This window comes from Streptomyces arenae, from assembly GCF_022343545.1.
Lineage (GTDB): Bacteria > Actinomycetota > Actinomycetes > Streptomycetales > Streptomycetaceae > Streptomyces > Streptomyces humi.
Genome location: NZ_JAKQYH010000014.1, coordinates 84,721 through 108,549, shown reverse-complemented (window position 1 = coordinate 108,549; position 23,829 = coordinate 84,721). Strand labels below are relative to the sequence as shown.

At 73.2% G+C, this 23,829-nt stretch carries 21 protein-coding genes and 1 pseudogene; 10 read left to right on the top strand and 12 right to left on the bottom strand.

Going from position 1 to position 23,829, the window contains the following annotated elements; all coding sequences use genetic code 11:
• Positions 1–8 precede the first annotated feature (8 nt).
• The gene (locus MB828_RS08120) at positions 9–887 is read right to left on the bottom strand and encodes an NmrA/HSCARG family protein (RefSeq protein WP_301647570.1); all 879 of its coding nucleotides are present in this window, start codon (positions 885–887) and stop codon (positions 9–11) included.
• A gap of 219 nt (positions 888–1,106) precedes the next feature.
• Between MB828_RS08120 and MB828_RS08115 the strand changes: the two genes are divergently transcribed.
• Together MB828_RS08115 and MB828_RS08110 are read left to right on the top strand one after the other, a co-directional pair.
• Positions 1,107–1,517, top strand: a complete 411-nt coding sequence (locus MB828_RS08115; RefSeq protein ID WP_133023417.1) for a DoxX family protein — start codon at positions 1,107–1,109, stop codon at positions 1,515–1,517.
• A complete protein-coding gene (locus MB828_RS08110) occupies positions 1,517–2,734 on the top strand; it encodes a flavin-dependent monooxygenase (RefSeq protein WP_301647569.1) in 1,218 nt (405 codons plus the stop codon). Before MB828_RS08115 ends, MB828_RS08110 begins: the two co-directional genes overlap by 1 nt.
• A gap of 106 nt (positions 2,735–2,840) precedes the next feature.
• On the opposite strand, the gene MB828_RS08105 is transcribed toward MB828_RS08110, so the two are convergent.
• From MB828_RS08105 to MB828_RS08090, 4 genes are all read right to left on the bottom strand, one after another.
• Positions 2,841–3,644 (bottom strand): DUF6081 family protein, encoded by an 804-nt coding sequence (locus MB828_RS08105; protein ID WP_301647568.1) that lies wholly within the window; start codon positions 3,642–3,644, stop codon positions 2,841–2,843.
• Between the two features lie 203 nt (positions 3,645–3,847).
• Positions 3,848–4,882 carry an LLM class flavin-dependent oxidoreductase gene (locus tag MB828_RS08100; protein WP_301647567.1) on the bottom strand — a complete coding sequence of 345 codons (1,035 nt, stop codon included), beginning with the start codon at positions 4,880–4,882 and terminating at the stop codon, positions 3,848–3,850.
• 59 nt (positions 4,883–4,941) lie between these two features.
• Complete coding sequence (locus MB828_RS08095) at positions 4,942–5,679, bottom strand: SDR family NAD(P)-dependent oxidoreductase (RefSeq protein ID WP_301647566.1); 738 nt, start codon at positions 5,677–5,679, stop codon at positions 4,942–4,944.
• Complete coding sequence (locus MB828_RS08090; RefSeq protein WP_301647565.1) at positions 5,679–6,464, bottom strand: 3-oxoacyl-ACP reductase; 786 nt, start codon at positions 6,462–6,464, stop codon at positions 5,679–5,681. The genes MB828_RS08095 and MB828_RS08090 overlap by 1 nt, the downstream gene beginning before the upstream one ends.
• Before the next feature lie 248 nt (positions 6,465–6,712).
• On the opposite strand from MB828_RS08090, the gene MB828_RS08085 reads away from it, so the two are divergent.
• Positions 6,713–7,141 carry a nuclear transport factor 2 family protein gene (locus MB828_RS08085; protein WP_133023423.1) on the top strand — a complete coding sequence of 143 codons (429 nt, stop codon included), beginning with the start codon at positions 6,713–6,715 and terminating at the stop codon, positions 7,139–7,141.
• 229 nt (positions 7,142–7,370) lie between these two features.
• Here MB828_RS08085 and MB828_RS08080 read toward each other — a convergent pair whose 3' ends face one another.
• Together MB828_RS08080 and MB828_RS08075 are read right to left on the bottom strand one after the other, a co-directional pair.
• Positions 7,371–8,180: an AfsR/SARP family transcriptional regulator gene (locus tag MB828_RS08080; RefSeq protein ID WP_301647611.1), complete on the bottom strand. Its 810-nt coding sequence runs from the start codon at positions 8,178–8,180 to the stop codon at positions 7,371–7,373.
• A 179-nt stretch (positions 8,181–8,359) separates the two neighbouring features.
• Entirely contained in the window at positions 8,360–9,892 is a 1,533-nt protein-coding gene (locus MB828_RS08075) for an acyl-CoA carboxylase subunit beta (protein WP_301647610.1), read from the bottom strand.
• Between the two features lie 286 nt (positions 9,893–10,178).
• Between MB828_RS08075 and MB828_RS08070 the strand changes: the two genes are divergently transcribed.
• The gene (locus tag MB828_RS08070) at positions 10,179–10,691 is read left to right on the top strand and encodes a flavin reductase family protein (RefSeq protein WP_301647564.1); all 513 of its coding nucleotides are present in this window, start codon (positions 10,179–10,181) and stop codon (positions 10,689–10,691) included.
• Here the strand turns inward: MB828_RS08070 and MB828_RS08065 are convergent.
• Entirely contained in the window at positions 10,661–11,593 is a 933-nt protein-coding gene (locus MB828_RS08065; protein ID WP_301647563.1) for an MBL fold metallo-hydrolase, read from the bottom strand. The genes MB828_RS08070 and MB828_RS08065 overlap by 31 nt on opposite strands.
• A 350-nt stretch (positions 11,594–11,943) precedes the next feature.
• Between MB828_RS08065 and MB828_RS08060 the strand changes: the two genes are divergently transcribed.
• Positions 11,944–12,552, top strand: a complete 609-nt coding sequence (locus MB828_RS08060; RefSeq protein WP_133023426.1) for a response regulator transcription factor — start codon at positions 11,944–11,946, stop codon at positions 12,550–12,552.
• Between the two features lie 402 nt (positions 12,553–12,954).
• On the opposite strand, the pseudogene MB828_RS08055 reads toward MB828_RS08060, so the two are convergent.
• Positions 12,955–13,125 (bottom strand): annotated as a pseudogene (locus MB828_RS08055) (histidine kinase); the annotation flags it as partial.
• Positions 13,126–14,047: 922 nt separating this feature from the next.
• Here MB828_RS08055 and MB828_RS08050 point away from each other — a divergent pair.
• The gene (locus tag MB828_RS08050) at positions 14,048–14,707 is read left to right on the top strand and encodes a zinc ribbon domain-containing protein (RefSeq protein ID WP_301647562.1); all 660 of its coding nucleotides are present in this window, start codon (positions 14,048–14,050) and stop codon (positions 14,705–14,707) included.
• A gap of 42 nt (positions 14,708–14,749) precedes the next feature.
• On the opposite strand, the gene MB828_RS08045 is transcribed toward MB828_RS08050, so the two are convergent.
• Positions 14,750–15,388: a GNAT family N-acetyltransferase gene (locus tag MB828_RS08045; protein ID WP_301647561.1), complete on the bottom strand. Its 639-nt coding sequence runs from the start codon at positions 15,386–15,388 to the stop codon at positions 14,750–14,752.
• 143 nt (positions 15,389–15,531) lie between these two features.
• Here MB828_RS08045 and MB828_RS08040 point away from each other — a divergent pair, with 143 nt between their 5' ends.
• Positions 15,532–18,720, top strand: a complete 3,189-nt coding sequence (locus MB828_RS08040; RefSeq protein ID WP_301647560.1) for an ATP-binding protein — start codon at positions 15,532–15,534, stop codon at positions 18,718–18,720.
• On the opposite strand, the gene MB828_RS08035 is transcribed toward MB828_RS08040, so the two are convergent.
• Positions 18,698–19,507: an ABC transporter permease gene (locus MB828_RS08035; RefSeq protein ID WP_301647559.1), complete on the bottom strand. Its 810-nt coding sequence runs from the start codon at positions 19,505–19,507 to the stop codon at positions 18,698–18,700. The genes MB828_RS08040 and MB828_RS08035 overlap by 23 nt on opposite strands.
• Positions 19,504–20,505, bottom strand: a complete 1,002-nt coding sequence (locus tag MB828_RS08030) for an ATP-binding cassette domain-containing protein (protein ID WP_301647558.1) — start codon at positions 20,503–20,505, stop codon at positions 19,504–19,506. Before MB828_RS08030 ends, MB828_RS08035 begins: the two co-directional genes overlap by 4 nt.
• A gap of 153 nt (positions 20,506–20,658) precedes the next feature.
• Here MB828_RS08030 and MB828_RS08025 point away from each other — a divergent pair, with 153 nt between their 5' ends.
• The 3 genes from MB828_RS08025 (at position 20,659) to MB828_RS08015 (ending at position 23,734) form a co-directional block, all read left to right on the top strand.
• Entirely contained in the window at positions 20,659–21,648 is a 990-nt protein-coding gene (locus tag MB828_RS08025) for a sulfite exporter TauE/SafE family protein (RefSeq protein ID WP_301647557.1), read from the top strand.
• A gap of 216 nt (positions 21,649–21,864) precedes the next feature.
• Entirely contained in the window at positions 21,865–23,232 is a 1,368-nt protein-coding gene (locus tag MB828_RS08020) for an alkaline phosphatase (RefSeq protein ID WP_301647556.1), read from the top strand.
• 130 nt (positions 23,233–23,362) lie between these two features.
• Complete coding sequence (locus MB828_RS08015) at positions 23,363–23,734, top strand: peptidoglycan-binding domain-containing protein (RefSeq protein ID WP_301647555.1); 372 nt, start codon at positions 23,363–23,365, stop codon at positions 23,732–23,734.
• The last annotated feature ends 95 nt before the right edge of the window (positions 23,735–23,829 follow it).

Below are 23,829 nucleotides of genomic sequence, written 5' to 3'. Positions count from 1 at the left end.
CGGCCCCCTCAGCCGTTCGGCGGCGTCCAGCCGCTGCGGCGCAGCAGGTCCGCGAAGGTCAGCAGGTCCGGGTGGGCGGCGCGCAGCGCGGGGATGTCGGCCCGGTAGCCGATGTCGTTGAACCACTCGAAGGTCTTCGCCATCCAGACGTCCTTCTTGGCCAGCTCCTCCAGCGGGATGAACTCGTAGCGCGCCGGACGGCCGGTGTGCGCCGCGAAGGCGGCCGCGATCTCCGGACCGGTCAGCGCCTCACCGGCGACCTCAAGACTGCGCCCCACGAAGGAGTCCGGGTCGCCGAACGCGTCGGCGACGAAGTACCCCATGTCCTGGGAGGCGATCACCTGGAGCTTCGTGTGCGGGTACAGGGCGCGGCGGAACACCAGCGTGCCGTCCGTCTGCGGCTCCGGCGGCAGGTCGAGGAAGTTCTCCATGAAGTAGACCGGGCGCAGGAAGGTGGTGGGCACGCCCGCCGCGCCGATCGCCTGCTCGGCGCGGAGCTTGGTCTCCCGCCAGCCCACCCCGCCCGGCTTCTCCACGCCGCCGACGGAGCTGTGCACGAGGTGCCGGACACCGGCCCGGCCGGCCTCCTCGGCGAACAGCCGGGCGTGCCGCTCCTCGCCGTCCAGGCCGTTCCCGTGGGTCGGGGTGAAGACCGTGAACAGGCCGTACGCGCCGGCCAGGGCCGAGCGCACCGCCTCGCGGTCGTCGAACTCGCCGGGCACCAGCACGGCGCCCTTGGCGGCGAGTTCGCGGGCGGCGGGCTTGTCGGGGTCGCGCACGAGCGCGTGCACCGTCCAGCCCCGGTCCAGCAGGTGCCGGGCGGCGCTGCCGCCCTGGCGGCCGGTCGCGCCCAGGACCAGGATCCATCGCTTGTCGTCTGCCGTCATCGCGGTCTCCTCGGATAGCCGGTGCTGCGCCGTGGAACGCCGGTACGTCCCGCGGCTCGCGGCCAGCGTCACCACCGCCGCTCGAATCCGACTCGAGGTGCGCCGCCGGGTGCGAGCCGTCTTCGAGCGCTCTTCGAGACGCCGTCGCGAGCCTTGCCCTCCTGGAACCACCCGGCCACCCGGGAGACGAATCGCCGAACGCTAAGGAGAAGGCGGCCCATGCCTGAAGGACCCCAGCTCATCAGCCGGCTGGCCCGGCCCCTGCTGGCGGCGAGCTTCGTCGCCGGCGGCTACGGCGTGCTCCGCGAGCCCGGCCCACTGCCCGAACTGGCCCGGCAGCACGGCATTCCGCTGCCGGAGGCCGCCACCCGGGCGACCGCCACCGGCATGGTCGTCGGCGGGCTGGCCCTGGGCAGCGGTGTCGCGCCGGTGCTCGGCGGCGGCGCGCTGATCGCCTGCCTGGTGCCGACGACCCTGACCGTGCACGCCTTCTGGCGCCAGTCGGACCCGGCCCGACGGCGTATGCAGCGCAACGAGTTCTTCAAGAACGTCAGCCTGCTCGGCGGCCTCGCGATAGCCGCCGCGGCCTCGTCCCGGCGGTCCCTGCCGGGCGGCGGGGACGGTGCCTGATGCCCGACGACGCACAGACCCGGCCGACCCTCACCCCGACCGCACCGGCTCTGACGGCCGACCCGACCGCACCGGCCATCCCGGTCGGCCCGGTCGCCCTCGTCCAGCGGGCTCGGGATCTCGCGGAGCTGGCGGGCAAGCACGCCGGTGACGCGGACCGGGAGCGGCGGCTCCATCCCGACGTGGTGCGCGCGGTCGCGGAGGCGGGGTTCGGGCGGCACTTCGTGCCGGTCCGCTGGGGCGGCGCCGACGGCACCTTCGCCGACCTGCTGGCCGCGGTCGCCCGCGTCGGCGAGGGCTGCACGTCCGCCGCGTGGGTCGCCGCACTGGCCGCCACCGTGCCGCGCATGGCCGCCCATCTGCCCCGCCAGGGGCAGGCCGAGGTCTGGTCCGACGGCCCGGACACCCTGCTCGTCGGCGCCCTGATGCCGCTCGGCCGGGCGGAACGGGCGGCCGGCGGCTGGCGGCTGACCGGCACCTGGTCGTACGTCAGCGGTGTCGACTTCTCCGACTGGGCCCTGGTGTGCGCGCGGACGGCGGAGGACGGCGTCGAGGTGCCACGGTACTTCGCGCTGCCCCGCGAGGCGTACGCGATCCGGGACACCTGGTTCACCGTCGGGATGCGCGGCACCGGCAGCAACACCCTCTCCGTGGACGACGTGTACGTCCCGGACCACCGGGTGTGCACCCGCGCGGCCGTGCTGGACGGCGACTGCCCGGACGCGCCCGCCGACTGCACCCGGGTGCCGCTGAAAGCGGTGAACGGCCTGTCCTTCGCGGCACCGGTCCTGGGGGCCGCGAAGGGGCTGCTGGCGGAGTGGACGCGCTGGGCCGCACCCCGGATCACGGGGACCGGCGACGGCGATCCCCGGCTCGCGGAGAACGCGCTGCGGCACGGGGTGCTGGCCCGCGCCGCCGGGGAGGTGGACGGCGCCGAACTGCTGCTGGACCGTACCGCCCGGGCGGCCGACACGGGGGCGCTCGACCCGCTGCTGACCGCGCGCGGCGGCCGGGACTGCGCGCTCGCCGCGGAGCTGCTGCTGACCGCGGCGGACCGGCTGTTCCGGGCCGCGGGCACGTCCGCGCAGGTCGAGGGGAGCCCGTTCGAACGCGGCTGGCGTGATGTCAGCGCGGCGGTGAGCCATCTGGTGCTGCGCTTCGAACCGGCGGCGACGGCCTACGCCCAGGCGGTACTGACGGCCCAGCAGGAGCCCTGAGCAGGAGCCCTGAGCAGGAGCTCTGGGCGGGGGTACGACACTGAGCCCGCCCTCCTTACCGGTGATCCGGGAGGAGGGCGGGCCGTGTGGTGTCCGGCCGGGGTCTCTACGACGTGCCGGGGGTGGAGCGTGTCACGGTGGCCCGGCGGACCGTGAGGCGTACCCCGGACCCTTCCGCGAGTTCGCCGAACAGGCCGATGCCGAGGGCGAGCCGGCCGGGCCGGACGCTCTCCTCGGGGCCGTCGGCGGAGCGGGTGATGTGGGCGGCGCGGGACGGGAGGCGACGGCCGAGGTCCGGCACGGCGAACACCTCCGTGCCGTCCAGCAGCCACACCGCGGTGCCGCGGGCCCGGTCGACGCGTATCGCACACCGGTGCCGACGGCCAGGCGACCGCTCGGCGACCGGGACCTCGTACGTGAACGTGCCGTGACCGGCGCCGGGCCGGCCGAGCCGCTCGTACAGCACCCAGACCCGGTCATTGGTCAGCAGGAAGTCGAGCACCAGCCCGGACCCCAGATCCACACAGAGCATCCCGCCCATCCCGTGCCGGGTGTCGGCGATGCCGGCCGCGGTCGGACGGTCCGCACCCGGGCCGTACACCTCGGCGGCCAGCTCCATGTGGGCGGTGAGGAGTCCGGTGTCGGGCAGGGTGAAGCCGGGTGGGGTGGCGGTGCCGGCGAAGGCGGCCCAGCGCAGGTGGCCCAGCGGCGCCGACGGCGGCGGGACGGCGAACCGGGGTTCGCCGGTGGCCGGGTCCGTGCCCGGGGGTGCCACCACCAGGCCCTCCGGGGTGACGCGGGCGGTCCCGTCACCGGCGGGCAGCCCGGCGGCGGGACGGGCCAGCCATCCCGGGGGCAGCCCGTCCGGCTGCCGGCCGGCATCCGGGAGCCGGAACTCGTCGGCGAACACCGGCTCCTCCCGCCCGTCCGCCGGAACTCCCGTATCACTGGCATGTCGTGTGTACGTCACCGCGCCTCCCACTCCCCACGCCCCTCCCGGGCACTGTCCGATTACCGACCCCCGCTTCCCACCCAGCCACCCACCCACGGCAGACCCCGGCCGTACTGGCAGACCCGCGCCGCGTCGGTGTCTGTGCGGGTGGCGGTGGGGCCTCAGTCGGCGACCCCCGATGCCTTCAGGGCCTCGGCCGCCGCGTGCAGGATGCCCAGTCGGCCGTCCAGGGTCGTCGCCGCCGCCGACACCATGACCCCGAGGGTGGTCACGCCGGCCTCCGCGTACGCCCGCATCCGGTCGGCGAGCCGGGGCACCGGTCCCGCGAGCGAGGTGCGGTCGATGAAGTCCAGCGGCAGCGCGGCCGCCGCACCGGCCCGGTCGCCGTCGGCCAGCCGCCCGAGGAAGACCTCGATCTCCTCGGCGTAGCCCATCTCGCGGGCCAGCGCGCAGTAGAAGTTGTGCGCGGGGTCGCCGATGCCCAGCAGGTAGACGTACTGGCCGCGCAACGCGTCCACCGCGGTGGGCACGTCGTCCGCGACCGACGCCGGCAGGCTGGGCAGGACCTCGAAGCCGGTCAGGTCCCGCCCGGCCGTCTCCCGGCCCGCCCGGATCTCGGTGACGGCCTTGGCGACCGCGTCGGGCGGGGTGAACACCCCGAGCCAGCCGTCCGCGATCTCGCCCGCGAGCCGCAGGCTGCGGGGCCCCACCGCCGCCAGGTAGACCGGGATCCGGGGCCGGGCCGGCTCGGTCAGCACGTGCAGCGGCGCCCCGTCGCGGCCGTCGGCGGGCAGCCGGAAGTGCCGGCCCCGGTAGGTCACCGGGTCACCGCCCAGCGCCTGCCGGACGATGTCGACGTACTCCCTGGTCCGCTCCAGCGGCCGCCCGAACGGCACCCCGTACCAGCCGTCCGAGACATCGGGGTTGGACACCCCGAGGCCCAGCCGGAACCGGCCGCCGCTCAGCGCGTCCAGGGTGGCCGCGGTGAGCGCGGCCAGTCCCGGCGGGCGCGCCGGTATCTGCATGACGCCGGAGGCCAGGCCGATCCGCTCGGTACGGCCGGCGACCAGGCCCAGCACGCTGGCCGCGTCGGACCGGTAGCCCTCCGGTGCCAGCACCAGCTCGTAGCCCAGGGTCTCGGCGGCGCCGGCCAGTTCGGCCGCGCCCTGGTAGACCAGATTCGCCGCAAGTCGCATCGTCAGCTCCCCCACATGCTCCTGGATTCCGCGGGACCGGTGCCGGCACCCGCACCTCGTCAGATGAGGTGGGCGCCGCCGTCCACGAGCAGCACCTGCCCGGTCGTGTAGGTGGCGTCGGCCAGACCCAGCACGGCCTCGGCGACGTCCTCGGGCCGTCCCACCCGGCGCAGCGGCGTGCTCTCCCGCACCTTCCGCGCGATGGGCGCGAAGAAGTCCTTGCCCTGCGTCCAGGGCGTCTCGACCAGTCCGGGGGCGACCGCGTTGACCCGGACCGCGGGTCCGGCCGTGTTCGCCAGCAGCCGCGTCATGTGCTCGATCGCCGCCTTGCTGACGGCGTACGGGATCGAGCTGCCCGCCGGGCGGCTGCCGGCGATCGAGGAGATGTTGACCACCGATCCGCTGCCGGTGCGGGCCAGGTGCGGCATCGCGGCGACCGTCGTCTGCCAGGTGCCGATCACGTTGAGGCCGAGGATCTCCCGCCAGAGGGCGGGGGTGGCCGCCTCCAGGTCGGCGTGCGGCACGGGCCGCGAGACACCGGCGTTGTTGACCAGGATGTCGAGGCGTCCGTAGTGCGCGACGGCGGCGTCGACGAGGTGCCGGGCCTCGGTCTCGTCCGAGACGTCCGCCCGGACGTAGACGGCATCGGGCAGGGCGGCGGCGACCTTCTCGCCAGCCTCCACCGAACGCGCGGAGTTCACGACGACGCGGATCCCCTCGGCGGCGAGGCGGACGGCGACGGCCTCCCCGATGCCGGAGGAGGAACCGGTGACGAGGGCGACCCGGGCGGCGGTCATCAGTAGTTCCCCAGTCCGCCGCAGACGTTGAGCGCCTGGGCCGTCACGGCGGCCGCGTCGTCACCGGCCAGGTACTCGACCATGGCGGCCACCTCGCGGGGCTCCACGTAGCGGCCGAGGGGCACGCGGGCGGTGATGCGGTCGTGGGCCTCCTGCTCGTCCACGCCCCAGATGGCCGCGTAGTGCTCCCGGACCCGTCCGGCCATCGGTGTCTCGACGAAGCCGGGGCAGACCGCGTTGACCGTGATGCCGGTGCGGGCCAGTTCCAGGCCGAGGGCCTTGGTGAAGCCGACCACTCCGTGCTTGGACGCCGAGTAGGGCGCCGCGTGCACGACTCCCTGCTTGCCGCCGGTGGAGGCGATGTTGATGATCCGGCCGCGCCCGCCCGTCAGCATGCCGCCGGCGTTGAGCACTTCCTTGGTCATGAGGAAGACGCTGTTGAGGTTGGTGTTGATCACGTCGAGCCAGAGCTCGTCGGGGATCTCGGCGGTGGCGCCGCCGCCGCTGCGGCCCGCGTTGTTCACGAGGATGTCCACCGGTCCGTACCGTTCGACCGCGGCCCGGACGTACGCCCTGATCTGCTCGGGGTCGCTCACGTCGCAGACGGTCCCGTCGACCTCCAGGCCCTGGTCCCGCAACTCCTTGATCACGTGGCTGAGTTCCTCGGAGCGGCGGGCGCAGATGAAGACGCTCGCGCCGCCGCCCGCCAGCCGGGTGGTGATCTCCAGGCCGATCCCGCTGGTGGCGCCGGTCACCAACGCCACCGGCCGCCCTGCCTCCGTCATGCTGCCTCCCTGCGCGTCCTCGACGACGGCCGGCCCGCTCCGGGGCCCGCGCGTCCTGCGGACCGAGACTGACCGGCGGGACTAGAGGCGGGGTGGAAGCGGGGTGGAAGCGGGACGGCATGGGGGTGGCAGTGGACCGGACGCCGGGTGGAGGGGGGCGCCGTACCGTCCTTCAAGCTGCTCTCGAGGCGGGCCGGGCACGGTGGGTGCGGCAGCAGCCGTTCGCACCCGGAGCCCTGGAGGAGCCGATGACCGCCACCCCGGTCCGTACCGACCTGTACTCGCAGGTCCAGCACTTCTACGCGCACCAGATGCAGGCGCTGGACGCCGGCCGGTTCGAGGACTACGCCGCCACCTTCACGGAGGACGGCAGTTTCCAGCACTCCCCGGGTGCCACGCCCGCGCTCACCCGGCCCGGCATCGTCGCCGAACTGGTCGAGTTCCACCGCCGGTTCGAGAACGACCCGGTCCAGCGCCGGCACTGGTTCAACCACATCGCCCTGGAGTGGCAGTCAGACGGCACGATCCGCTCCACCGTCTACGCCCTGGTGGTCACGGTCCGGCCGGGCGGCAAGCCGGAGATCGCGCCGAGCTGCGTGGTGCACGACGTCCTGGTGGCCGGGGAGGACGGCATCCTCACCAGGTCGCGACTGGTCACGCACGACCAGATGTTCTGACCGCGAGCCGCGCCGCGGGAACGGCCGGCGCGGGAACGGCGGGCGCGGGAACGACGAGGGCCGGGAGTTCCGGGAGGGCCGGGAGTTCCGGGAGCGCCGGGAATTCCGGGAGCACCGGCTCCCGGCCCTCGGAGCACCGGCTCCTGGCCCTAGGGGGCCCCGACGGACCGGACCCCCGACGGCCCGGCGCCCGGCGGCCCGTCGGCCCGGCGCCCCGGTGGTCCCGCGTTCAGCCGGCGAGGCGGCCCGGTCGTTCCCAGTCGCCCGTCTCCAGCGCGGGGTCGCCGCTCAGCACCGCCTGATGCAGTCGCTGCAACCGGGAGGACGGTTCCACGCCGAGCTCCTCGATCAGGGTCTCGCGCAGCCGGCGGAAGGCGTAGAGCGCCCGCCAGCCGCTGCCCGACCGGTACAGCGCGAGCATCAGCAGGGCGCACAGGTTCTCGTTCATGGGATGGCGGGCCACCAGGGTCCGCAGCTCCGCGAGGAGCGGTGCGTGCCGGCCGAGCCGCAGGTCGGCCTCGATCCTGCGCTCCAGCGCCTGGGTGCGGCTCTCCTCGATGCCGAGGAGTTCCATCTCCAGCACCCGCCCCACCGGAACGTCCGCGAGCGCGGGGCCCTTCCAGCAGGCCAGCGCCCGGGTCAGGGCGACGGACGCGGCACGCGCGTCGCCCGCCTCCAGGGCGGCCCCGCCGCGGGCCGCGAGCCGCTCGAACTCCCGCAGGTCGAAGGTCTCCAGGGGTGCCGCCAGTTTGTACCCGCCGAGCGAGGTGACCAGGACGTCCTTGGCGGACCGGCCGGAACCGGGCGGCAGCGTCCGGGTGATCTTGCGGCGGAGTTGCAGGATGTAGGTCTGCAGGGTGGTCACCGCGCTGCGCGGGATGTCGTCCCCCCAGACCTCCTCCATCAGTGCGGGCACCGGCACGAAGTGCCCGGCGCGCAGCGTCAGCAGGGCCAGGATCTGCCGGGGCTTGCCGGCGCTCGGCACGATCGACAGGCCGCGTTCACGGACCGAGAACTGTCCTAACACCTCGATGTCCACTGAGAGTCTCCCCCATTCGCGTCGGGTGCTCATGTCGTGTTCGGTCGTGCGCCGAGCTTGTCACCCAGTGCCGCACGGGGCCCAGTGCGCACGTCACGACTCCGCCGTGAACGTCTCACCCGGCACGTGAGTTCTTCACTAACGACCGCTCACCAGCGGCTTCTGACGTTCCGTCAGTCTCAGGCGGGCGGGTTGCCGTGCTTGCGGGCGGGCAGGTCCGCGTGCTTGGTGTGCAGCATCGCCAGGGCGCGGGTGAGCACCTCGCGGGTCTCGGCCGGGTCGACGACGTCGTCGACCAGACCCCGTTCGGCCGCGTAGTAGGGGTGCATCAGCTCGGCCTTGTACTCCTTGACCAGGCGGGCGCGTACGGCGTCCGGGTCGTCGGCCGCGGCGATCTCGCGGCGGAAGATGACGTTGGCCGCGCCGTCGGCGCCCATCACCGCGATCTCGTTCGTCGGCCAGGCGTACGCCAGGTCCGCCCCGGTGGAGCGGCTGTCCATCACGATGTAGGCGCCGCCGTAGGCCTTGCGCAGCACCAGGGATATCCGCGGCACGGTGGCGTTGCAGTACGCGTACAGCAGCTTCGCGCCGTGCCGGATGATCCCGCCGTGCTCCTGGTCGACGCCCGGCAGGAATCCGGGCACGTCCAGCAGGGTGAGCAGCGGGATGTTGAAGGCGTCGCACATCTGCACGAACCGGGCCGCCTTCTCGGACGCCTCGATGTCGAGCACCCCGGCCAGCACCTGCGGCTGGTTGGCGACGATGCCGACGACCCGCCCGTCCAGTCGGGCGAGCGCGCAGACGATGTTGCGCGCCCAGCGCTCGTGGACCTCCAGGTACTCGCCGTCGTCGACGATCTCCTCGATCACCCGGGTCACGTCGTACGGCCGGTTCCCGTCCGCCGGCACCAGGTCGAGGAGTTCCTCGCACCGCCGGTCGGCGGGGTCGGCGGTGCGGCCGGCCGGCGGGTGCTCGCGGTTGTTCTGCGGCAGCAGGGACAGCAGGTAGCGGACCTCTTCGAGGCAGGTGTACTCGTCGTCGTAGGCGAAGTGGCAGACGCCGGAGGTCCCGGCGTGCACGTCCGCGCCACCGAGGGCGTTCTGGCCGACCCGCTCCCCCGTCACCGCCTGGATGACGTCCGGGCCGGTGATGAACATCTGTGAGGTGTCGCGGACCATGAACACGAAGTCCGTCAGCGCCGGGGAGTACGCGGCTCCGCCGGCGCAGGGGCCCAGCATGACGCTGATCTGCGGGATGACACCGGAGGCCCTGGTGTTGCGCTGGAAGATGCCGCCGTAGCCGGCGAGCGCCGTCACGCCCTCCTGGATGCGGGCGCCCGCGCCGTCGTTCAGGGAGACCAGCGGGGCGCCGGCCGCGAGGGCCATGTCCATGATCTTGTGGATCTTGGTGGCGTGCGCCTCGCCGAGCGCGCCGCCGAACATGCGGAAGTCGTGCGCGTACACGAACACCGGCCGGCCGTGCACCGTCCCCCAGCCGGTCACCACGCCGTCCGTGTAGGGCCTCTTGGCCTCCATGCCGAAGCCCGCCGCCCGGTGCCGGCGCAGCGCCTCCACCTCCGTGAACGACCCTTCGTCCAGCAGCAGTTCGATGCGTTCGCGGGCGGTCAGCTTGCCCTTGGCGTGCTGCGCCTCGGTCGCCTTCGCACCCGGGCCCCGCCGTGCCCGGTCCCGGATGGTGCGCAGTTCCGCCACGAGCCGCCGCTGCGGCGACACGGCCGGTGTCCTCTCGGCGGTGGTCCTCTCCTCGACGGTGGCCCTCTCCTGGGTGGTGGTCCTCTCCTGTGCGGTGGTCATCGGATGCCTCCTCGTCGGCGCCCGGACGGGGTGTCCGTCCGGCACCGCACTCTCCGGTGACCGCCTCGACGCCCGGTCGAAGGCGGGTGGACCGGGGCCGTTCTCCAGGGGCGGTCCAGCGGAGTTCCAGCCCCGGCCGCGAGCGTGGCGGGCGTAGCGACCCGCCGACGTGAGGTGAGACGGCATGGCCGTGGAAGTGACGCGCTTTCAAGAACTGTTCGGCTCGTTCCCTACGATGGTGTCGGTCGTCACCGCGATGGACGCGGACGGCCGCCCCCGTGGCCTGACCTGCAACGCGGTCTCGGCCGTTTCGGCCCGGCCACCGCTGCTGCTGGTCTGCGTGGACAAGCGGTCGGTGACCCTGGACGCCCTGCTGACGTCGGGTTCGTTCGTCGTGAACGTGCTGGCCGACGGCGGGCAGGAGGCGGCCCGGGTCTGCGCGGGCCGCTCGGAGCGGAAGTTCGCCGGGCTGCGGTGGATGCCGTCGGCCGTCGCGGGCGGTGCCCCGGTGCTCGTCGACGCCGTGCTGGCGTACGCCGAGTGCGTGGTGGTGCAGACCGTGGAGGCGGGCGACCACTGGATCTTCATCGGCCGGGTGGAGGGGGCCGAGGTGCTGCCGCGGTCGCCCGTGCTCTACCACCAGGGGCAGTTCGAGGTGTGGACGCCTCAGGCCCGGCAGGTCGGCAGCCGGCCGTGAAACTCGATCATCTCGGCGAACAGCTCCCCTATGTCCAGCGGCGCCCCGGGGGCCGCACCCTGCTCCTCCGCGTAGGCGCGGCGCAGGTTCGGCAGTAGCCGTTCGGAGTCGCGGAGCCCGGCGAACTCGCCCAGGTCGCAGGCGCGGGCGACCTGCATGGGGGTGAGCCGGTCGGCCAGGCCGCGCCGTGCCGTCGCCCGGACCCACCGCAGGTAGCTCTCGGTGGCGTCGAACACCTCGGGGCCCGCGACCGGGCCGTGGCCCGGCACCACGGTACGGGCGCCCAGTGCGCGCAGCCGGTCGAGGACGGCGAGGGATCCGCTGACCGATCCCATCGCGCAGAACGGCGTGACGCCCGGCATGACGATGTCCCCGGTGAACAGCACCCTCTGCTCGGGCAGCCAGACGACCGAGTCGTCCGTCGTGTGCGCCGGGCCCGGGTGCAGCACCTCGACGCGCACGTCTCCCACGTGCAGGGTCACCCCGTCGCGGTAGGTGAGGGCCGGGGGCGCCAGTTCGAGGGCGCCCCAGCGCACGTCGGGCCACAGGCCGGTGAGGTGCAGGCCGGCCGCCAGCGCCTCGCTGCGGGTCCGTTCGTGGCCGACGACCAGCGCTTCGGGGAAGACGAAGTTGCCGAAGGTGTGGTCGCCGTGGAAGTGGGTGTTGACCAGGACGCCGGGGGGTGCCGCCGTCACCCCGCGCACGGCCTCCCGCAGGCGGCGGGCCCGGGTCTCGGTCGCGGCGGTGTCGACGAGCGCCGCCCGGCCGTCGGACACGACGAGACCGGCGTTGTTCAGGCACCAGCCGCCGTCCGGCTGGACGTAGGCGAAGACGCCGTCCGCCACCTCCTCCAGCCACGCGTCGTCCGGGGCCGTGCGGTCCTGCCGCCGTTCGTCGGTCACCGCTCCGGTGGCCTTAGTTCGCGGTGTCGTCGTGCGCGGTGTCGTCGTGCGCGGTGTCGTCGTGCGCGGTGTCGTCGTGCGCGGTGTCGTCACAGGGTTCTCCCGAGGGCTGCCGCGGTCGTCGCGGGTCCGGTTGGGATACGACCCTTGCCGCAGCGGGTCGAGTACGACTCGAACCCCGGACACCGCCGACGGGCCCCCGGCACTCGATGCCGTGAGCCCAACACGCGCTTTCCTGCGGCGAGTTGCCCGTCGGTCCGGCGGCGGGCCCTATTGTGCCGCCCGACGGATGCCACGGACACTGAGTGACAACGGGAGCATCAAGGCTGTAGGGAAACGGGGAGGCTCGGGTGATTCGCGTCTTGCTCGCCGAGGACATGGGGATGGTGCGAGGGGCGCTGGTGGCGCTGATGGAGATGGAGCAGGATCTCAGTGTCGTGGCGCAGGTGGCCGACGGGCGCGAGGTCCTCTCCGCCGGGCTGGCGCACCGCCCAGACGTCGCCGTGATCGACGTGGGACTTCCCGGGGTGGACGGCATCGAGGCCGCGGCCCAGTTGCACGAGCACCTGCCGGAGTGCCGGACCCTGATGCTCACCGGCACGGACCAGCCGGGCACCGTGCGCCGGGCGATGGACGCCAGGGTCTTCGGCTACCTGCTCAAGGACGCCCCGCCGTCGGAGCTGGCCGCGGCGATCCGCAAGGTGGCGGACGGCCAGCGGGTGATCGACACCCGGCTGGCCTTCACCGTATGGCAGCGCGGCGACCATCCGCTGACCGAGCGGGAGTCCGACGTCCTGTCACTGGCGTCGGAAGGGGCTGAGGCCTCGGAGATCGCCGCCCAGCTTCACCTGGCCGTCGGTACCGTCCGGAACTACCTGAGTTCGGCGGTGACCAAGCTGGGCGCCCGCAACCGTCTCGACGCGGTGCGGATCGCCCGGGACGCCGGCTGGATCGGCTGAGCCCGCGCCGTGCCGTGGTCCGGCCGGACAGTCGGCGACCAGGTGGAACCAGCCGTCCGGGTCGACGGTCGCGCCGAGCCGGCCGCCCACCCGGGTCAGCCGCTCGGTGAGGTTGTCGAGTCCGCCGCCCAGCCGGTTCAGCGCGGAGCCCGGGACCACGCCGTTGTTGGAGACGGTGAGGCGGACCCGGCTGCCCTCCTCCCGCAGGACGATGCGGCAGTGATCGGCGCGGCTGTGCCTCAGCAGGTTGGTCACGCTCTCCCGCAGCACCGTGGCCAGGACCGTCTCCTTCTCGACGGGGAGGCCGCGCACGGACATGTCCGTGGACACCTCGATGCCCGCCGCGAGCAGCACACCCCGCACCGAGGTGGTCTCGTCGGCGATCCGCATGGTCCGGTAGCCGTGGGACACCGAGCGCACGTCGGCGAGTGCCTGGCGTGAGACCTGGAGGATCTCCAGGAGTTCGGCCCGGGCCCGCTCGTCGCTCGATCCCACCAGCCGGATGGTCAGCTCGCTCTTGAGGGTGATGGCGGACAGGCTGTAGCCGAGCAGGTCGTGCAGGTCCCGCGCCATCCGCAGCCGTTCCCGCTCGATGGCCAGCCGGGTCGACACGCCACGGGTCCGGTGCAACTCGGCCATGAGTTCGGCGACGCGACCGAGGCCGTAGATCATCGTGCCGATCATCAATATCGAAACAACCAGCCAGGAAACGCCGAAAATTCGACTTCCGAAGAGGACGGCGACGGTGCTGGCCGCGGCACACACCGCACCGAATAGCCCTATGGACAGGGGCGGGTCGAGAACCAGCAGTATTGCCCCGGCCAGAAGACCGGCGAGACCCACCCAATTAAGGCCTAAAAACACCGGTGGTATAAACGTCAGGAGGGCCTGCAATATCAGGGTAAACTTTCCGTAGCGCTCCCGTAACCCCTGCGCGGTGGGGGCGCAATGTATGACCTGAACCAGGCCGACCAGCGGCAGAGTGATCAGAAAACCGACGATTTGCGCTGGCCTGGGATGCGAGGCCAGCAGATTGAGGGCGATCATAAAAGCCACGCTGCATTGGATCGCGAACATCAGATGCAACGCCAGGTGGGAGGGTCGTTGCCCACCTGGGAGATTGGTCACCATACTTCCCCCGCAGGTTGACCTTCGAGAAATCTCATTGAAGCCTAACATGCGCCCCGAATGCATCCCGGAGCCTTTCGACGGCATCGGCCACGGCCGCACCCGATGACGATATTCAGGACCGTCTTTGCAGAAACCGCTGCCACACCCCTGACCAGTGCGAACGCAATACGCGCGGACCGCGCCAATGGCCGGGCCGCCGACCGGGGCCGGGCGGAACCGGACGCGCTCGTGCCGCCCGGCCTGCCGTGGAGCCGACTTTGCCGTACCGGTATGACCGGAAGTCGTTGCCGTTGGCCAGAACCAGTACGGTTTTCCCAGCGTCGTACGGCATGTCTGCCGTTGGCCTGATCTGTGGGGGGACCACATGAGCGGCGAGATCTACTTCAGCAACAACCACCGGGATCTGTGCGAGCGGAACGGGACCGGGGCGGGGTTCCAGTTCGAGTTCTCGTGTGCGCGTTGCTACGACACCTGGCGCTCGCCGTTCGAGCCGTACGGCGGGGAGCGGGCGGCCACCTGGCTGCGCAAGGGCGTCGACGTCGCGTGGGGGCTGCTCGGGCGCACCGGCACCGGCCTGACCTCGGCCGCCGACGGGTTCGCCGGCGCGGGCTACGGGCGCGCCCGTGACCAGGCGTTCCAGCGGGCGATCGACAACGCCCAGGGGCATTTCAACCGCTGCGCACGCTGCACGGACTACGTGTGCGGCCGGTGCTGGAACGCCGCCCAGGGCCTGTGCCTGCGCTGCGCGCCGGACACCGCGGCCGAGGCCATGGCGGCCCAGCAGCGCGGCCTCAACGACATGGCCTCGCAGCGGGCGTACGCCGTGGGCCAGCAGGCCGGGCAGGCCTACGACCCCACCACGCCACGGCAGTTGGTCTGCCCGCACTGCCGCACCGAGACCCGCGGCGCCGCCTTCTGCTCCGGCTGCGGCCATCAACTCGCCCAGTCGGACCGGTGCTCCGCGTGTTCGGCGGCCGTACCGGAGGGCGCCGCCTTCTGCCCGGGCTGCGGCTCCCGCAGGTAGACCCGGTGCCGCCCGGGATACGCCGGGGCGAGTGCCGGGCAGTCAGGCGGACGGGGCGGCGCCGGGGCAGCGGGAGGTGGGGGTCGTCGTCGTGCGCTCCAGCCAGCGGGACTCGATCTCGCGGCCGTCCGGGAGGGTGTGGCGCGGCGGCCCGTCGGCGGCGACGAGACCGGCGTTCGCCAGGGCCCGCGCGCTCGCGGTGTTCGCCGGTTCGTGTCCCGCTCGTACCGTCCGCAGCCCCAGGTGGGTGTGGGCGAGGAGCACGGCGGCCCGGAACAGTTCGGTGCCGAGCCCCTGTCCGCGCGCGTCGGGAGCGAGCCAGCCGCCGATCTCACCGGTGCCGGGGTGCACCCCCGTGCTCCCGGCGTACCTGCCGTCGTCCAGCCGGACGCCGACCAGCAGCACCTCGTCCTCGGGACCGGGCTCGTAGGGCTGGTCCAGCAGGTCCTTGAGCATCCGTGACGACCGCAGCGCACCGGTGTCCCCGGGACGCAGCCCGAGCAGGGTCTCGACGACGCGCGTGTCGGTCAGGGCGCGGTCGCCCCAGCCGAGCCAGCGCTGGGCCCCGGCGTCCGAGGCCGCGGCCAGGGCGGCGGCGAGGTCCAGGGCCGTCTCGGGGGTGTAGAGCAGCAGGCGCCCGGTGCGCAGGGTGTGCCGCCGGTGCCGGCAGGGACCGGGCAACGGGAGCGGGGGTCCGCCCGCCCGACTCCGGCGCGACCACGACCAGCCCATGTGCTTCCCCTCCGCCCCGAACGATCCCGGCGCTCGAAAGTACCTTCGCCCAGGGGCGTCCGAGGGGACCGCGTCTTCATTAACCTGCACGGGTGACCACCGAGCTGACCCTGCTGCCCCGAGTCGTCTGCCGCGGCCGGGAGATCACCGCACCCCGGCTGCGCGGACTGCTGGCGCTGCTCGCCGCGGACCTGCGCACCGGGTGCAGCACGGGACGGCTGGCGGCGGGGCTGTGGCCGGACGAGCAGCCGGAGCGGCCGGGCAAGGCGGTGCAGGTCCTGGTGTCGCGGCTGCGGTCGCAGCTGGGCGCCGAGCTGATCGTCAGCACACCGGCCGGGTACCGGCTGGCGCTGGACGGGACGCAGGTCGACGCCACGGCGCTGGCGCTGCACGAGGCGGCGAGCGCCGAGCGGGCGCGGGCCGGTGACCACGACGCGGCCCTCGCGCGGGCGGAGGCGGGGCTGGCGCTCTGGGACGGGAACGTCGGCGCCGGAGCGGACGAGGACCTGCACGACCCGGTGGTGGCGCTGCGCGTCGAGCGGGTGCGGGTGCACCGCGCGCTGGCCCGGTCGCGGGCGCTGGCGCTCGCCCGGGTCGGGCGGCGGTCGGAGGCCGCCGCGCCGCTGGCGGAGCTGGCCCGGACGCTGCCGCAGGACGAGGAGGTGCTGGCCGAACTGCTGCGCTGCGAGGCGGCCACCACGGGCCGGGCCGCGGCCCTGACCCGGTACGACGCCTACCGCCGTCGCCTGCGGGACGAGCTGGGGGCCGATCCGGGGCCCGGACTGCGGTCCGTGCACCAGGAGTTGCTGCGCACGGACGTGCCGGCCGCCCGGCACGGCGTGCCGCACGAGCCGAACCCGCTGCTGGGGCGGGACGCCGACATCGCCGCCGTGGCCGGGCTGCTGCGGGGTGCCCGGGTGGTCACCGTCGTCGGCCCCGGCGGGCTGGGCAAGACCCGGCTCTCGCACGCGGTGAGCCGGGCGGCCGAACAGCCCGTCGTGCACTTCGTGGCCCTGGCCGGTGTCACCGCGGACGACGACGTGGCGGACGAGGTGGCGTCGGCCGTCGGCGGCCCGGACAGCCGCCAGCCCGCGGGCGGCAAGGACGTGGTGAGCGGCATCCTCGCGGCGCTGGGCCCGGGACCAGCGCTGCTGGTACTGGACAACTGCGAGCATGTCGTCGCCGCCGCGTCCGCTCTCGTACAGGCGCTGGTGTCGCGGTCGAAGGAGCTGCGGGTACTGGCCACCAGCCGGGCTCCGCTGGGGCTGACCTCGGAGTCCGTGTACGCGCTGCCGGAGCTGTCCCCGGCGACCTCCGCCGAGCTCTTCGCGCAGCGGGCGCGGGCCGCCAGACCCGGCGTGGAACTGCCCGCCGCGCAGGTCGCCGAGATCTGCCGGCACCTGGACGGGCTGCCGCTGGCCGTGGAGCTGGCCGCGGCCCGCGTGCGTGTGCTGTCCGTGGCCGACATCGCGCGCCGCCTCCAGGACCGTTTCGCGCTGCTGCGCGGGGGCGCCCGGGACGCACCGGAGCGGCACCGCACGCTCCAGGCCGTCGTCGAGTGGAGCTGGCACCTGCTGGAGCCCGAGGGCCGGGCGGCGCTGCGCGCGCTGTCGGTGTTCCCGGGCGGTTTCGACGCGGACGCGGCGGAGTACGTGCTCGGCGAACAGGGGACCGGGGACGGCGGCACGCTGGATCTGCTGGAGCAGTTGGCCGGCCAGTCCCTGATCAAGGTGGGGGAAGGCCCTTCCGGGGTGCGTTTCCACATGCTGGAGACGCTGCGGGAGTTCGGTGCCGCGCGGCGGGCCGAGGCGGGCGAGGCCGCGCTGGTGACGGACCGGTTCCTGTCCTGGGCGCGGGACTTCGGCCGGGCGTACCACGACGCGATGTTCGGCGACGAGGCGGTGGCCTCGTTCGACCGGGTCCGCGCCGAGCAGGACAACCTGGTCCTCGCGCTGCGGTACGCGCTGGCCCGGACCGACTGCCCGGCGATCGCCGCGCTCACCGCCGTACTGGCCTCCCTGTGGTCCGTCGGCAACAACTACCTGCGGTTCGTGACGCTCGCCGCCGAGACCGGCGGGCCGCTGTCCCGGTTCCGCCCGGAGCCCGGGCACCCGGAGGACGTGGAGGCGGTGCGGAGCGCGGCGGCGATCTGCACGGCCGGCCTCTTCATGGGCTACGGCCCGCACGCCGTACGCCAGTTGGTCACGCTGCGCCGGCTGCCGCCGGCCCCGCCGGACACCGTGATGCGGGCGCTGGCCACCGTGCTGTCCGCCGTCCCGGAGATGCACCCGCCGGACTGGGACCGGCTGCGGGAGCTGTGCGACTCCGGCGAACCGCTGCTGGCGGGCCTCGCCGCGGGCGTCGCCAGCTATCTGTGGGAGGCCGCGTACGAGACGGAGCGGGCGCTGGACCACGCGCGCCGGATGCTCGCCGTGGTGCGGCCGCTCGGCAATCCGATCATGCTGCTGCTCAGCCACGGGCGGATCAGCGAGCTGTGCCTCAAGACGGAACGCGGCGCCGAGGCGTACGACCATCTGCGGGCCGCGGACGCGATCGGCGAGGTCGGCGGCTGGTCGGACGCGATCGGCGTCCGCTACGGGCTGGTGTCCGCCTGTCTCCAACGGGGGGAGATCGACGAGGCGGAGTACTGGCTGGGCCTGGCCACCCCGGCCGGACAGCCGGAGTCCCCGCAGGCCTTCACCCCCGAACTGCTCCAGGCCCGGGCGGAGATCGCGCTGGCCCGGGGGCTGACCGAGGTCGGCCTCGGGCTGTGGCGGCAGGCGGCCGGAGGCATCCGGGAGGCCAGCCGGCTCGCGGCGGACGACCCGTTCCTGGAGTCCTGGGCGCTCCAGGTACAGGCGGCGGCACTCGCGGCGCACGCGCAGCACGGCCGGGTGGAACCGGTGGCACACCTGGCCGACGGCCTGCGGGAGCGACTGCTCGCCATGCTGTCGGACTCCGGCCCCGGTCCCGCCGCGGGCTCCGGCGCGCCCGGTGCCGGGGATCTGCTCGAACTCCCGGTGTACGGCTCGGTGTTGCTGGCGCTCGGGTTCGCCGGACTGGCCCGCGGTGACACGGCGGCGGTACGGCTGCTGGCGCTGGCGGAGCGGCTGCCGGTGATGCGGGACCTGCCGACCATGTCCTCGGCCCGGTCCCGGGCGGCCGCCGAGAACGCGGACGGGGCCGCGTACGCCGACGCGAGGTCGGGGTACGCGGCCCTGGGGCGGGATCAGTTGCGGACGGCGGCCCTGCACGAGCTCACTGCCGGGGTTCGCGGTTGAACACCGCCTTGGACCAGAAGTAGCCCAGCACGGTCAGGCCGAGGCTCCAGCCGATCGCCAGCACCGCGTTCTTCGTACCGATCTCGCTGCCCAGCAGCAGTCCGCGCAGGGTCTCGATGAAGGGCGAGAAGGGCTGGTACTCGGCGAACCAGCGGAACCAGCCCGGCATCGCGTCCACCGGTACGAACGCGCTGGACAGGAACGGCAGCATGACCAGCGGGGTCCCGATGTTGCTGGCGCCCTCGGCGTTGGGGCTGATCAGACCGATACCGACGGCAAGCCAGGTGACCGCGACGCTGACCAGGGCCATCAGGCCGGCCGCCGCCAGCCACTCCAGCGGTGAGGCGTCGGGCCGGAACCCGATGGCCAGCCCGATGCCCAGGACCAGCACCAGGGCCGCCATGGTCTGGATCACGCTGCCGACGACGTGGCCGATCAGCACGGAGGCGCGGGAGATCGCCATGGTGCGGAACCGGGCCATGATGCCCTCGGTCATGTCGGTGGCCACGGACACCGCGGTGCCGAGCGAGGTCATGGCCACGGTCAGGAAGAGGATGCCGGGGACGAGGTAGTCGACGTACTCGGACCGGTCGGCGTGGCCGCCGGTGATGCCGGCGCTCATCACGTTGCCGAAGACGTAGACGAAGAGGAGCAGCAGGATGACCGGGGTGAGCAGCAGGTTCAGGGTGAGTGAGGGGTAGCGGCGGGCGTGCAGGAGGTTGCGCCGCAGCATGGTCAGGTTGTCGCGGAAGGCGTTCGCCCGCAGGGCGGAGGGTGCGGTACTCATCGGACGGTCTCCTTGGCGGTGTCGGCGGCGGTGTCCGCGGGGGCGGTGTCGGCTGCGGTGGTGGCGGGGCTGCCCGTCAGGGCGAAGAACACGTCGTCCAGGTCGGGGGTGTGCACGGAGAGTTCGTCGGCCTCGATGCCGGCGGCGTCCAGCCAGTCGAGGATGGCGCGCAGCTCGCGCTGGCTGCCGCCGCTGGGGATCTGGAGGGTGAGCGCCTCGTCGTCGCGGGTGGTCTCGCGCAACGCGGTGGCCGCCTGCTCGTAGGTCACCGGGTCGGTGAACCGGAGCCGGACGTGGCCGCCCGGCACCAGCCGCTTGAGTTCCTCGGCGCTGCCCTCGGCGACGAGCCTGCCGCCGTTGAGCACGGCGATGCGGTCGGCGAGCTGGTCGGCCTCCTCCAGGTACTGGGTGGTCAGGAAGACGGTGGTGCCGCCGGAGACCAGCTCTCGGATGATCTGCCACATGGTGTGCCGGGAGCGCGGGTCGAGGCCGGTGGTCGGTTCGTCGAGGAAGATGACCCGCGGGCTGCCGACCAGGGTCATGGCGATGTCGAGCCGGCGTTTCATGCCGCCGGAGTAGGTGGAGGCGGCCTTCTTCGCGGCCTCCACGAGGTCGAAGCGCTCCAGGAGTTCCGCCACCACCCGGCGCCCCTCGGCGCGGGGCAGGTGGTGCAGGTCGGCCATCAGGAGCATGTTCTCCTCGCCGGTGATCAGTCCGTCCACCGCGGAGAACTGGCCGGTGACGCCGATCGCGGCCCGTACCGCCTGGGCCTCGGCGACGAGGTCGTGCCCGCCGATCCGGGCCTCGCCGCCGTCGGCGGAGATCAGCGTGGAGAGGATGTTGACGGCGGTGGTCTTGCCCGCGCCGTTCGGCCCGAGCAACGAGAAGACGGTGCCGGCGGGCACCTGGAAGTCGATGCCGTCGAGGACGGTCTTGTCCCCGTAGGCCTTGCGCAACCCGGTGGCTGCGATCGCGAGTTCACGGTCGGTCGAAGTCATGCCGCAGAGCTTGCGGCCGCGCCGGTTCAGTTCGGCTTCAGCCCGGTTTCAGTCCGCCGGCACGGGCTTCAGGGCGCTGAAACACGCAGGTGAGAACGGTACGACGGGCCTTTCCACACCTTTCCCATAGGAATGGTGGTTACGGTCCCGCGCATGGATTCCACCGTTCCGATCGTCGTCGCCGGAGCCCTGGTCGGCTTTGCCGTGGGGCTCACCGGCATGGGCGGCGGAGCGCTGATGACCCCGATCATGGTCATGGTGTTCGGGGTGAACCCCACGGCGGCCATCGGCAGCGACCTGGCCGCGTCCGTGTTCATGAAGCCGTTCGGCGCCCTGGTCCACCAGCGGGCGGGGACCGTGCGCTGGGACATCGTGCGCCGGCTGCTGCCCACCGCCGTACCGGCCGCGTTCGGCGGGGTGTTCCTGCTCCGCGCGCTCGGCGACGGCGACGCACTCCAGCAGCGCGTCAAGTACGTCGTCGGTACGGCGCTGCTGCTCGCCGTCGCCGGCATGCTGGCCCGCCTCTGGCTCGACCGCCGCCGCCCGGACCCGGCCGACGAGGACGAGCACGTCCCGGTACGGCCCGTGGTGACGCCGCTCATCGGACTGGTCGGCGGGGTGATCGTGGGGATGACCTCGGTCGGCTCGGGCTCCCTGATCATCGTGATGCTGATGCTGGCCCACCCTCGGCTGAAGGCCAGCCACCTCGTCGGCACGGACCTGGTGCAGGCCATCCCCATGGTGGCCGCCGCCGCCCTCGGCCACGTCCTCGTCGGCGACGCCGACCTGGGGCTGGCGGCGACCCTGCTGGTCGGAGCCGTCCCGGGCGTGCTGCTCGGCTCCGTCGTCTCCAGCCGGGTCGCGGGCCCCGCGGTGCGCTGGGCGCTGGTCGTGCTGCTCACCGGGTCCGGCCTGTCGATGCTGAAGGCGCCGTCCACGGTGATCCTGCTCGGCTGCCTGGGCATGGCCATGCTCGGCGGACTCACCGCCGCACGCGACCGGCGCGCCTCCACGGGAGCGGGGACCGGGGCCGGGGCCGGAGCCGGGGCCTCCGCCGAAGCCGAGACCGGGGCTGGGGCTGGAGCTGGAGCCGAGACCGGGACCGGGACCGCCGAGACGGCGGGCGTCACCACCGGTTCCTAGCCCGTCGTCGGCCGGGCGACCCCGCCGTGGGCGAGCCGTGCCGTGGGCCGGACGCGCCGTGGGCGATCCCGCCCGTGGGCGAGCCGTGCTCACCTCGCACGTTACGTTTCCGATACTCCAGGAGGACCAGCCATTTACCTTGGCTTTGCGTGGACATGGTGATCTGACCCGCGTTGGTCGTCGCATCCGCACACCGACGCACAAGGAGTCGTATCCATGCCCCGATCCACCCGCCGCCGTCACCTCGTGGCCGCCACCGCCGTGCTCACCGCGGCCACCGCCGCCGTGGCGGTGACCACCGCGGCCGGCGCCTTCGACAGCGCCCAGCAGGCGAAGAACGCCATCCAGGGCGGGAAGGCGAAGAACGTCATCCTGCTGATCGGCGACGGCATGGGCGACTCGGAGATCACCCTCGCCCGCGACTACACGGTCGGCGCGAACGGCCGCCTGAACATGGACAAGCTGCCGCTCACCGGCGCCTACACCACGTACGCGGTGCACGAGGACGGCACCCCGGACTACGTCACCGACTCCGCGGCCAGCGGCACCGGCTGGGCGACCGGCGTGAAGACCGTCAACGGCCGTATCTCCAAGACGCCCGGCAGCGACAAGGCCGTGAAGACGATCCTGGAGCTGGCGCAGCAGAACGGCTACGCCACCGGCAGCGTGACCACGGCCGAGCTCACCGACGCCACCCCGGCCGTGCTCGCCTCGCACGTCACCGACCGTTCCTGCCAGGGCCCGGCCGACATGGCCAAGTGCGCGAAGGACACCATCGCGGCCGGCGGCCCCGGCTCGATCGCCGAGCAGTCCGTGAACCACAAGGTCGACGTCCTCATCGGCGGCGGCAAGCAGCGCTTCGACCAGACGGTGACCGACGGGAAGTACAAGGGCCTGACCGTCACCCAGCAGGCGCGGAAGCTCGGCTACCAGGTGGTCACCGACAGCGCGGGCCTGAAGGAAGCGAAGGCCGGCAAGCCGGTGCTCGGCCTGCTCGCCTCCGGCAACGTGCCGGTGGAGTGGACCGGCAAGGCGGCGGCCGTCGGCGGCACCGGCCCGCAGCGCTGCGTCACCTCCAACCCGAACCGCCCGGCCACCACACCGAGCCTCGCGGACTCCGCCACCAGGGCGATCCAGCTCCTGGAGGCCAAGCAGCAGGCCAAGCACTCGAAGCAGGGCTTCTTCCTGCAGATCGAGGGTGCCTCCATCGACAAGCAGGACCACGCGGCCGACCCGTGCGGCCAGATCGGCGAGACCGCCGCCTTCGACAAGGCCGTCAAGGTCGCCCGCGCGTACGCGGCCAAGCACCCCGACACGCTGGTCGTCACCACCGCCGACCACGGCCACACCAGCCAGATCGTCCCGCTGGAGGCCACCCCGCCCGGCCTGTCCTCGACCCTCGTCACCGACGAGGGCCAGCAGCTGAAGGTCAACTACTCGTCCAACACGCCGGGCCTGTCGCAGGAGCACACCGGTACGCAGGTCCGGATCGCCGCGCAGGGGCCGTTCGCCTACCGCGTCCTCGGCGTCACCAACCAGACCGACCTGTTCACCACGGTCCGCGAGGCCCTGCGCCTGCACTGACCGGATCCGCAGGACCGGGGAGGACGGCCGCCACCGCCCTCCCCCTCCCCCCGCTCCCGACTCGCGGACCCCACCGCCCGCGCGCGACCATGGGCGAAGTCGCTCTGAAAGTCGCCCTGAAGGAGCGGGCATGAGACGCAACAGACTGCTCACCTCGGCCGTGACGCTCGCCGCGACCGCCCTGCTGGGCCTCGCCGCACCCCACACCGCGGTGGCCGCCACCCCCGCGGACTCCTGCGCCTACGTGTCCCCGGACTTCCGGCCGACCCTCACGTACGGCGACACCGGAGCGGCGGTCAGACAGGCGCAGTGCCTCAGCAACGCGTGGGGCGGCCGGCCGCCCAAGCTGGCGCCCGACGGGATCTACGGCACCGCCCTGCTGAAGAAGATCGAGTGGATCCAGACCTGCCACGGCCTGCCCGCGAGCGGTGTCGTCGGGGCCCGCACCTGGCAGTCCCTGTACCACCCGGCCCTGGACTGCTACGTCCCGTACCCGTCCTGAGCCCGTACCCGTCCTGAGAACGGACCGCTTTCCGGCCGCGCCCGTTAGGGTGTCGTTAAAGAAAGCGCAAAGAAACCGACAGGACGAGACAGGGA

Bases quoted from the DNA above. Each gene is read 5' to 3' on its own strand.
- MB828_RS08120 (WP_301647570.1), bottom strand. From the start codon at position 887: ATGACGGCAGACGACAAGCGATGGATCCTGGTCCTGGGCGCGACCGGC.
- MB828_RS08115 (WP_133023417.1), top strand. From the start codon at position 1,107: ATGCCTGAAGGACCCCAGCTCATCAGCCGGCTGGCCCGGCCCCTGCTG.
- MB828_RS08110 (WP_301647569.1), top strand. From the start codon at position 1,517: ATGCCCGACGACGCACAGACCCGGCCGACCCTCACCCCGACCGCACCG.
- MB828_RS08100 (WP_301647567.1), bottom strand. From the start codon at position 4,882: ATGCGACTTGCGGCGAATCTGGTCTACCAGGGCGCGGCCGAACTGGCC.
- MB828_RS08095 (WP_301647566.1), bottom strand. From the start codon at position 5,679: ATGACCGCCGCCCGGGTCGCCCTCGTCACCGGTTCCTCCTCCGGCATC.
- MB828_RS08090 (WP_301647565.1), bottom strand. From the start codon at position 6,464: ATGACGGAGGCAGGGCGGCCGGTGGCGTTGGTGACCGGCGCCACCAGC.
- MB828_RS08085 (WP_133023423.1), top strand. From the start codon at position 6,713: ATGACCGCCACCCCGGTCCGTACCGACCTGTACTCGCAGGTCCAGCAC.
- MB828_RS08070 (WP_301647564.1), top strand. From the start codon at position 10,179: ATGGCCGTGGAAGTGACGCGCTTTCAAGAACTGTTCGGCTCGTTCCCT.
- MB828_RS08050 (WP_301647562.1), top strand. From the start codon at position 14,048: ATGAGCGGCGAGATCTACTTCAGCAACAACCACCGGGATCTGTGCGAG.
- MB828_RS08035 (WP_301647559.1), bottom strand. From the start codon at position 19,507: ATGAGTACCGCACCCTCCGCCCTGCGGGCGAACGCCTTCCGCGACAAC.
- MB828_RS08030 (WP_301647558.1), bottom strand. From the start codon at position 20,505: ATGACTTCGACCGACCGTGAACTCGCGATCGCAGCCACCGGGTTGCGC.
- MB828_RS08025 (WP_301647557.1), top strand. From the start codon at position 20,659: ATGGATTCCACCGTTCCGATCGTCGTCGCCGGAGCCCTGGTCGGCTTT.
- MB828_RS08020 (WP_301647556.1), top strand. From the start codon at position 21,865: ATGCCCCGATCCACCCGCCGCCGTCACCTCGTGGCCGCCACCGCCGTG.
- MB828_RS08015 (WP_301647555.1), top strand. From the start codon at position 23,363: ATGAGACGCAACAGACTGCTCACCTCGGCCGTGACGCTCGCCGCGACC.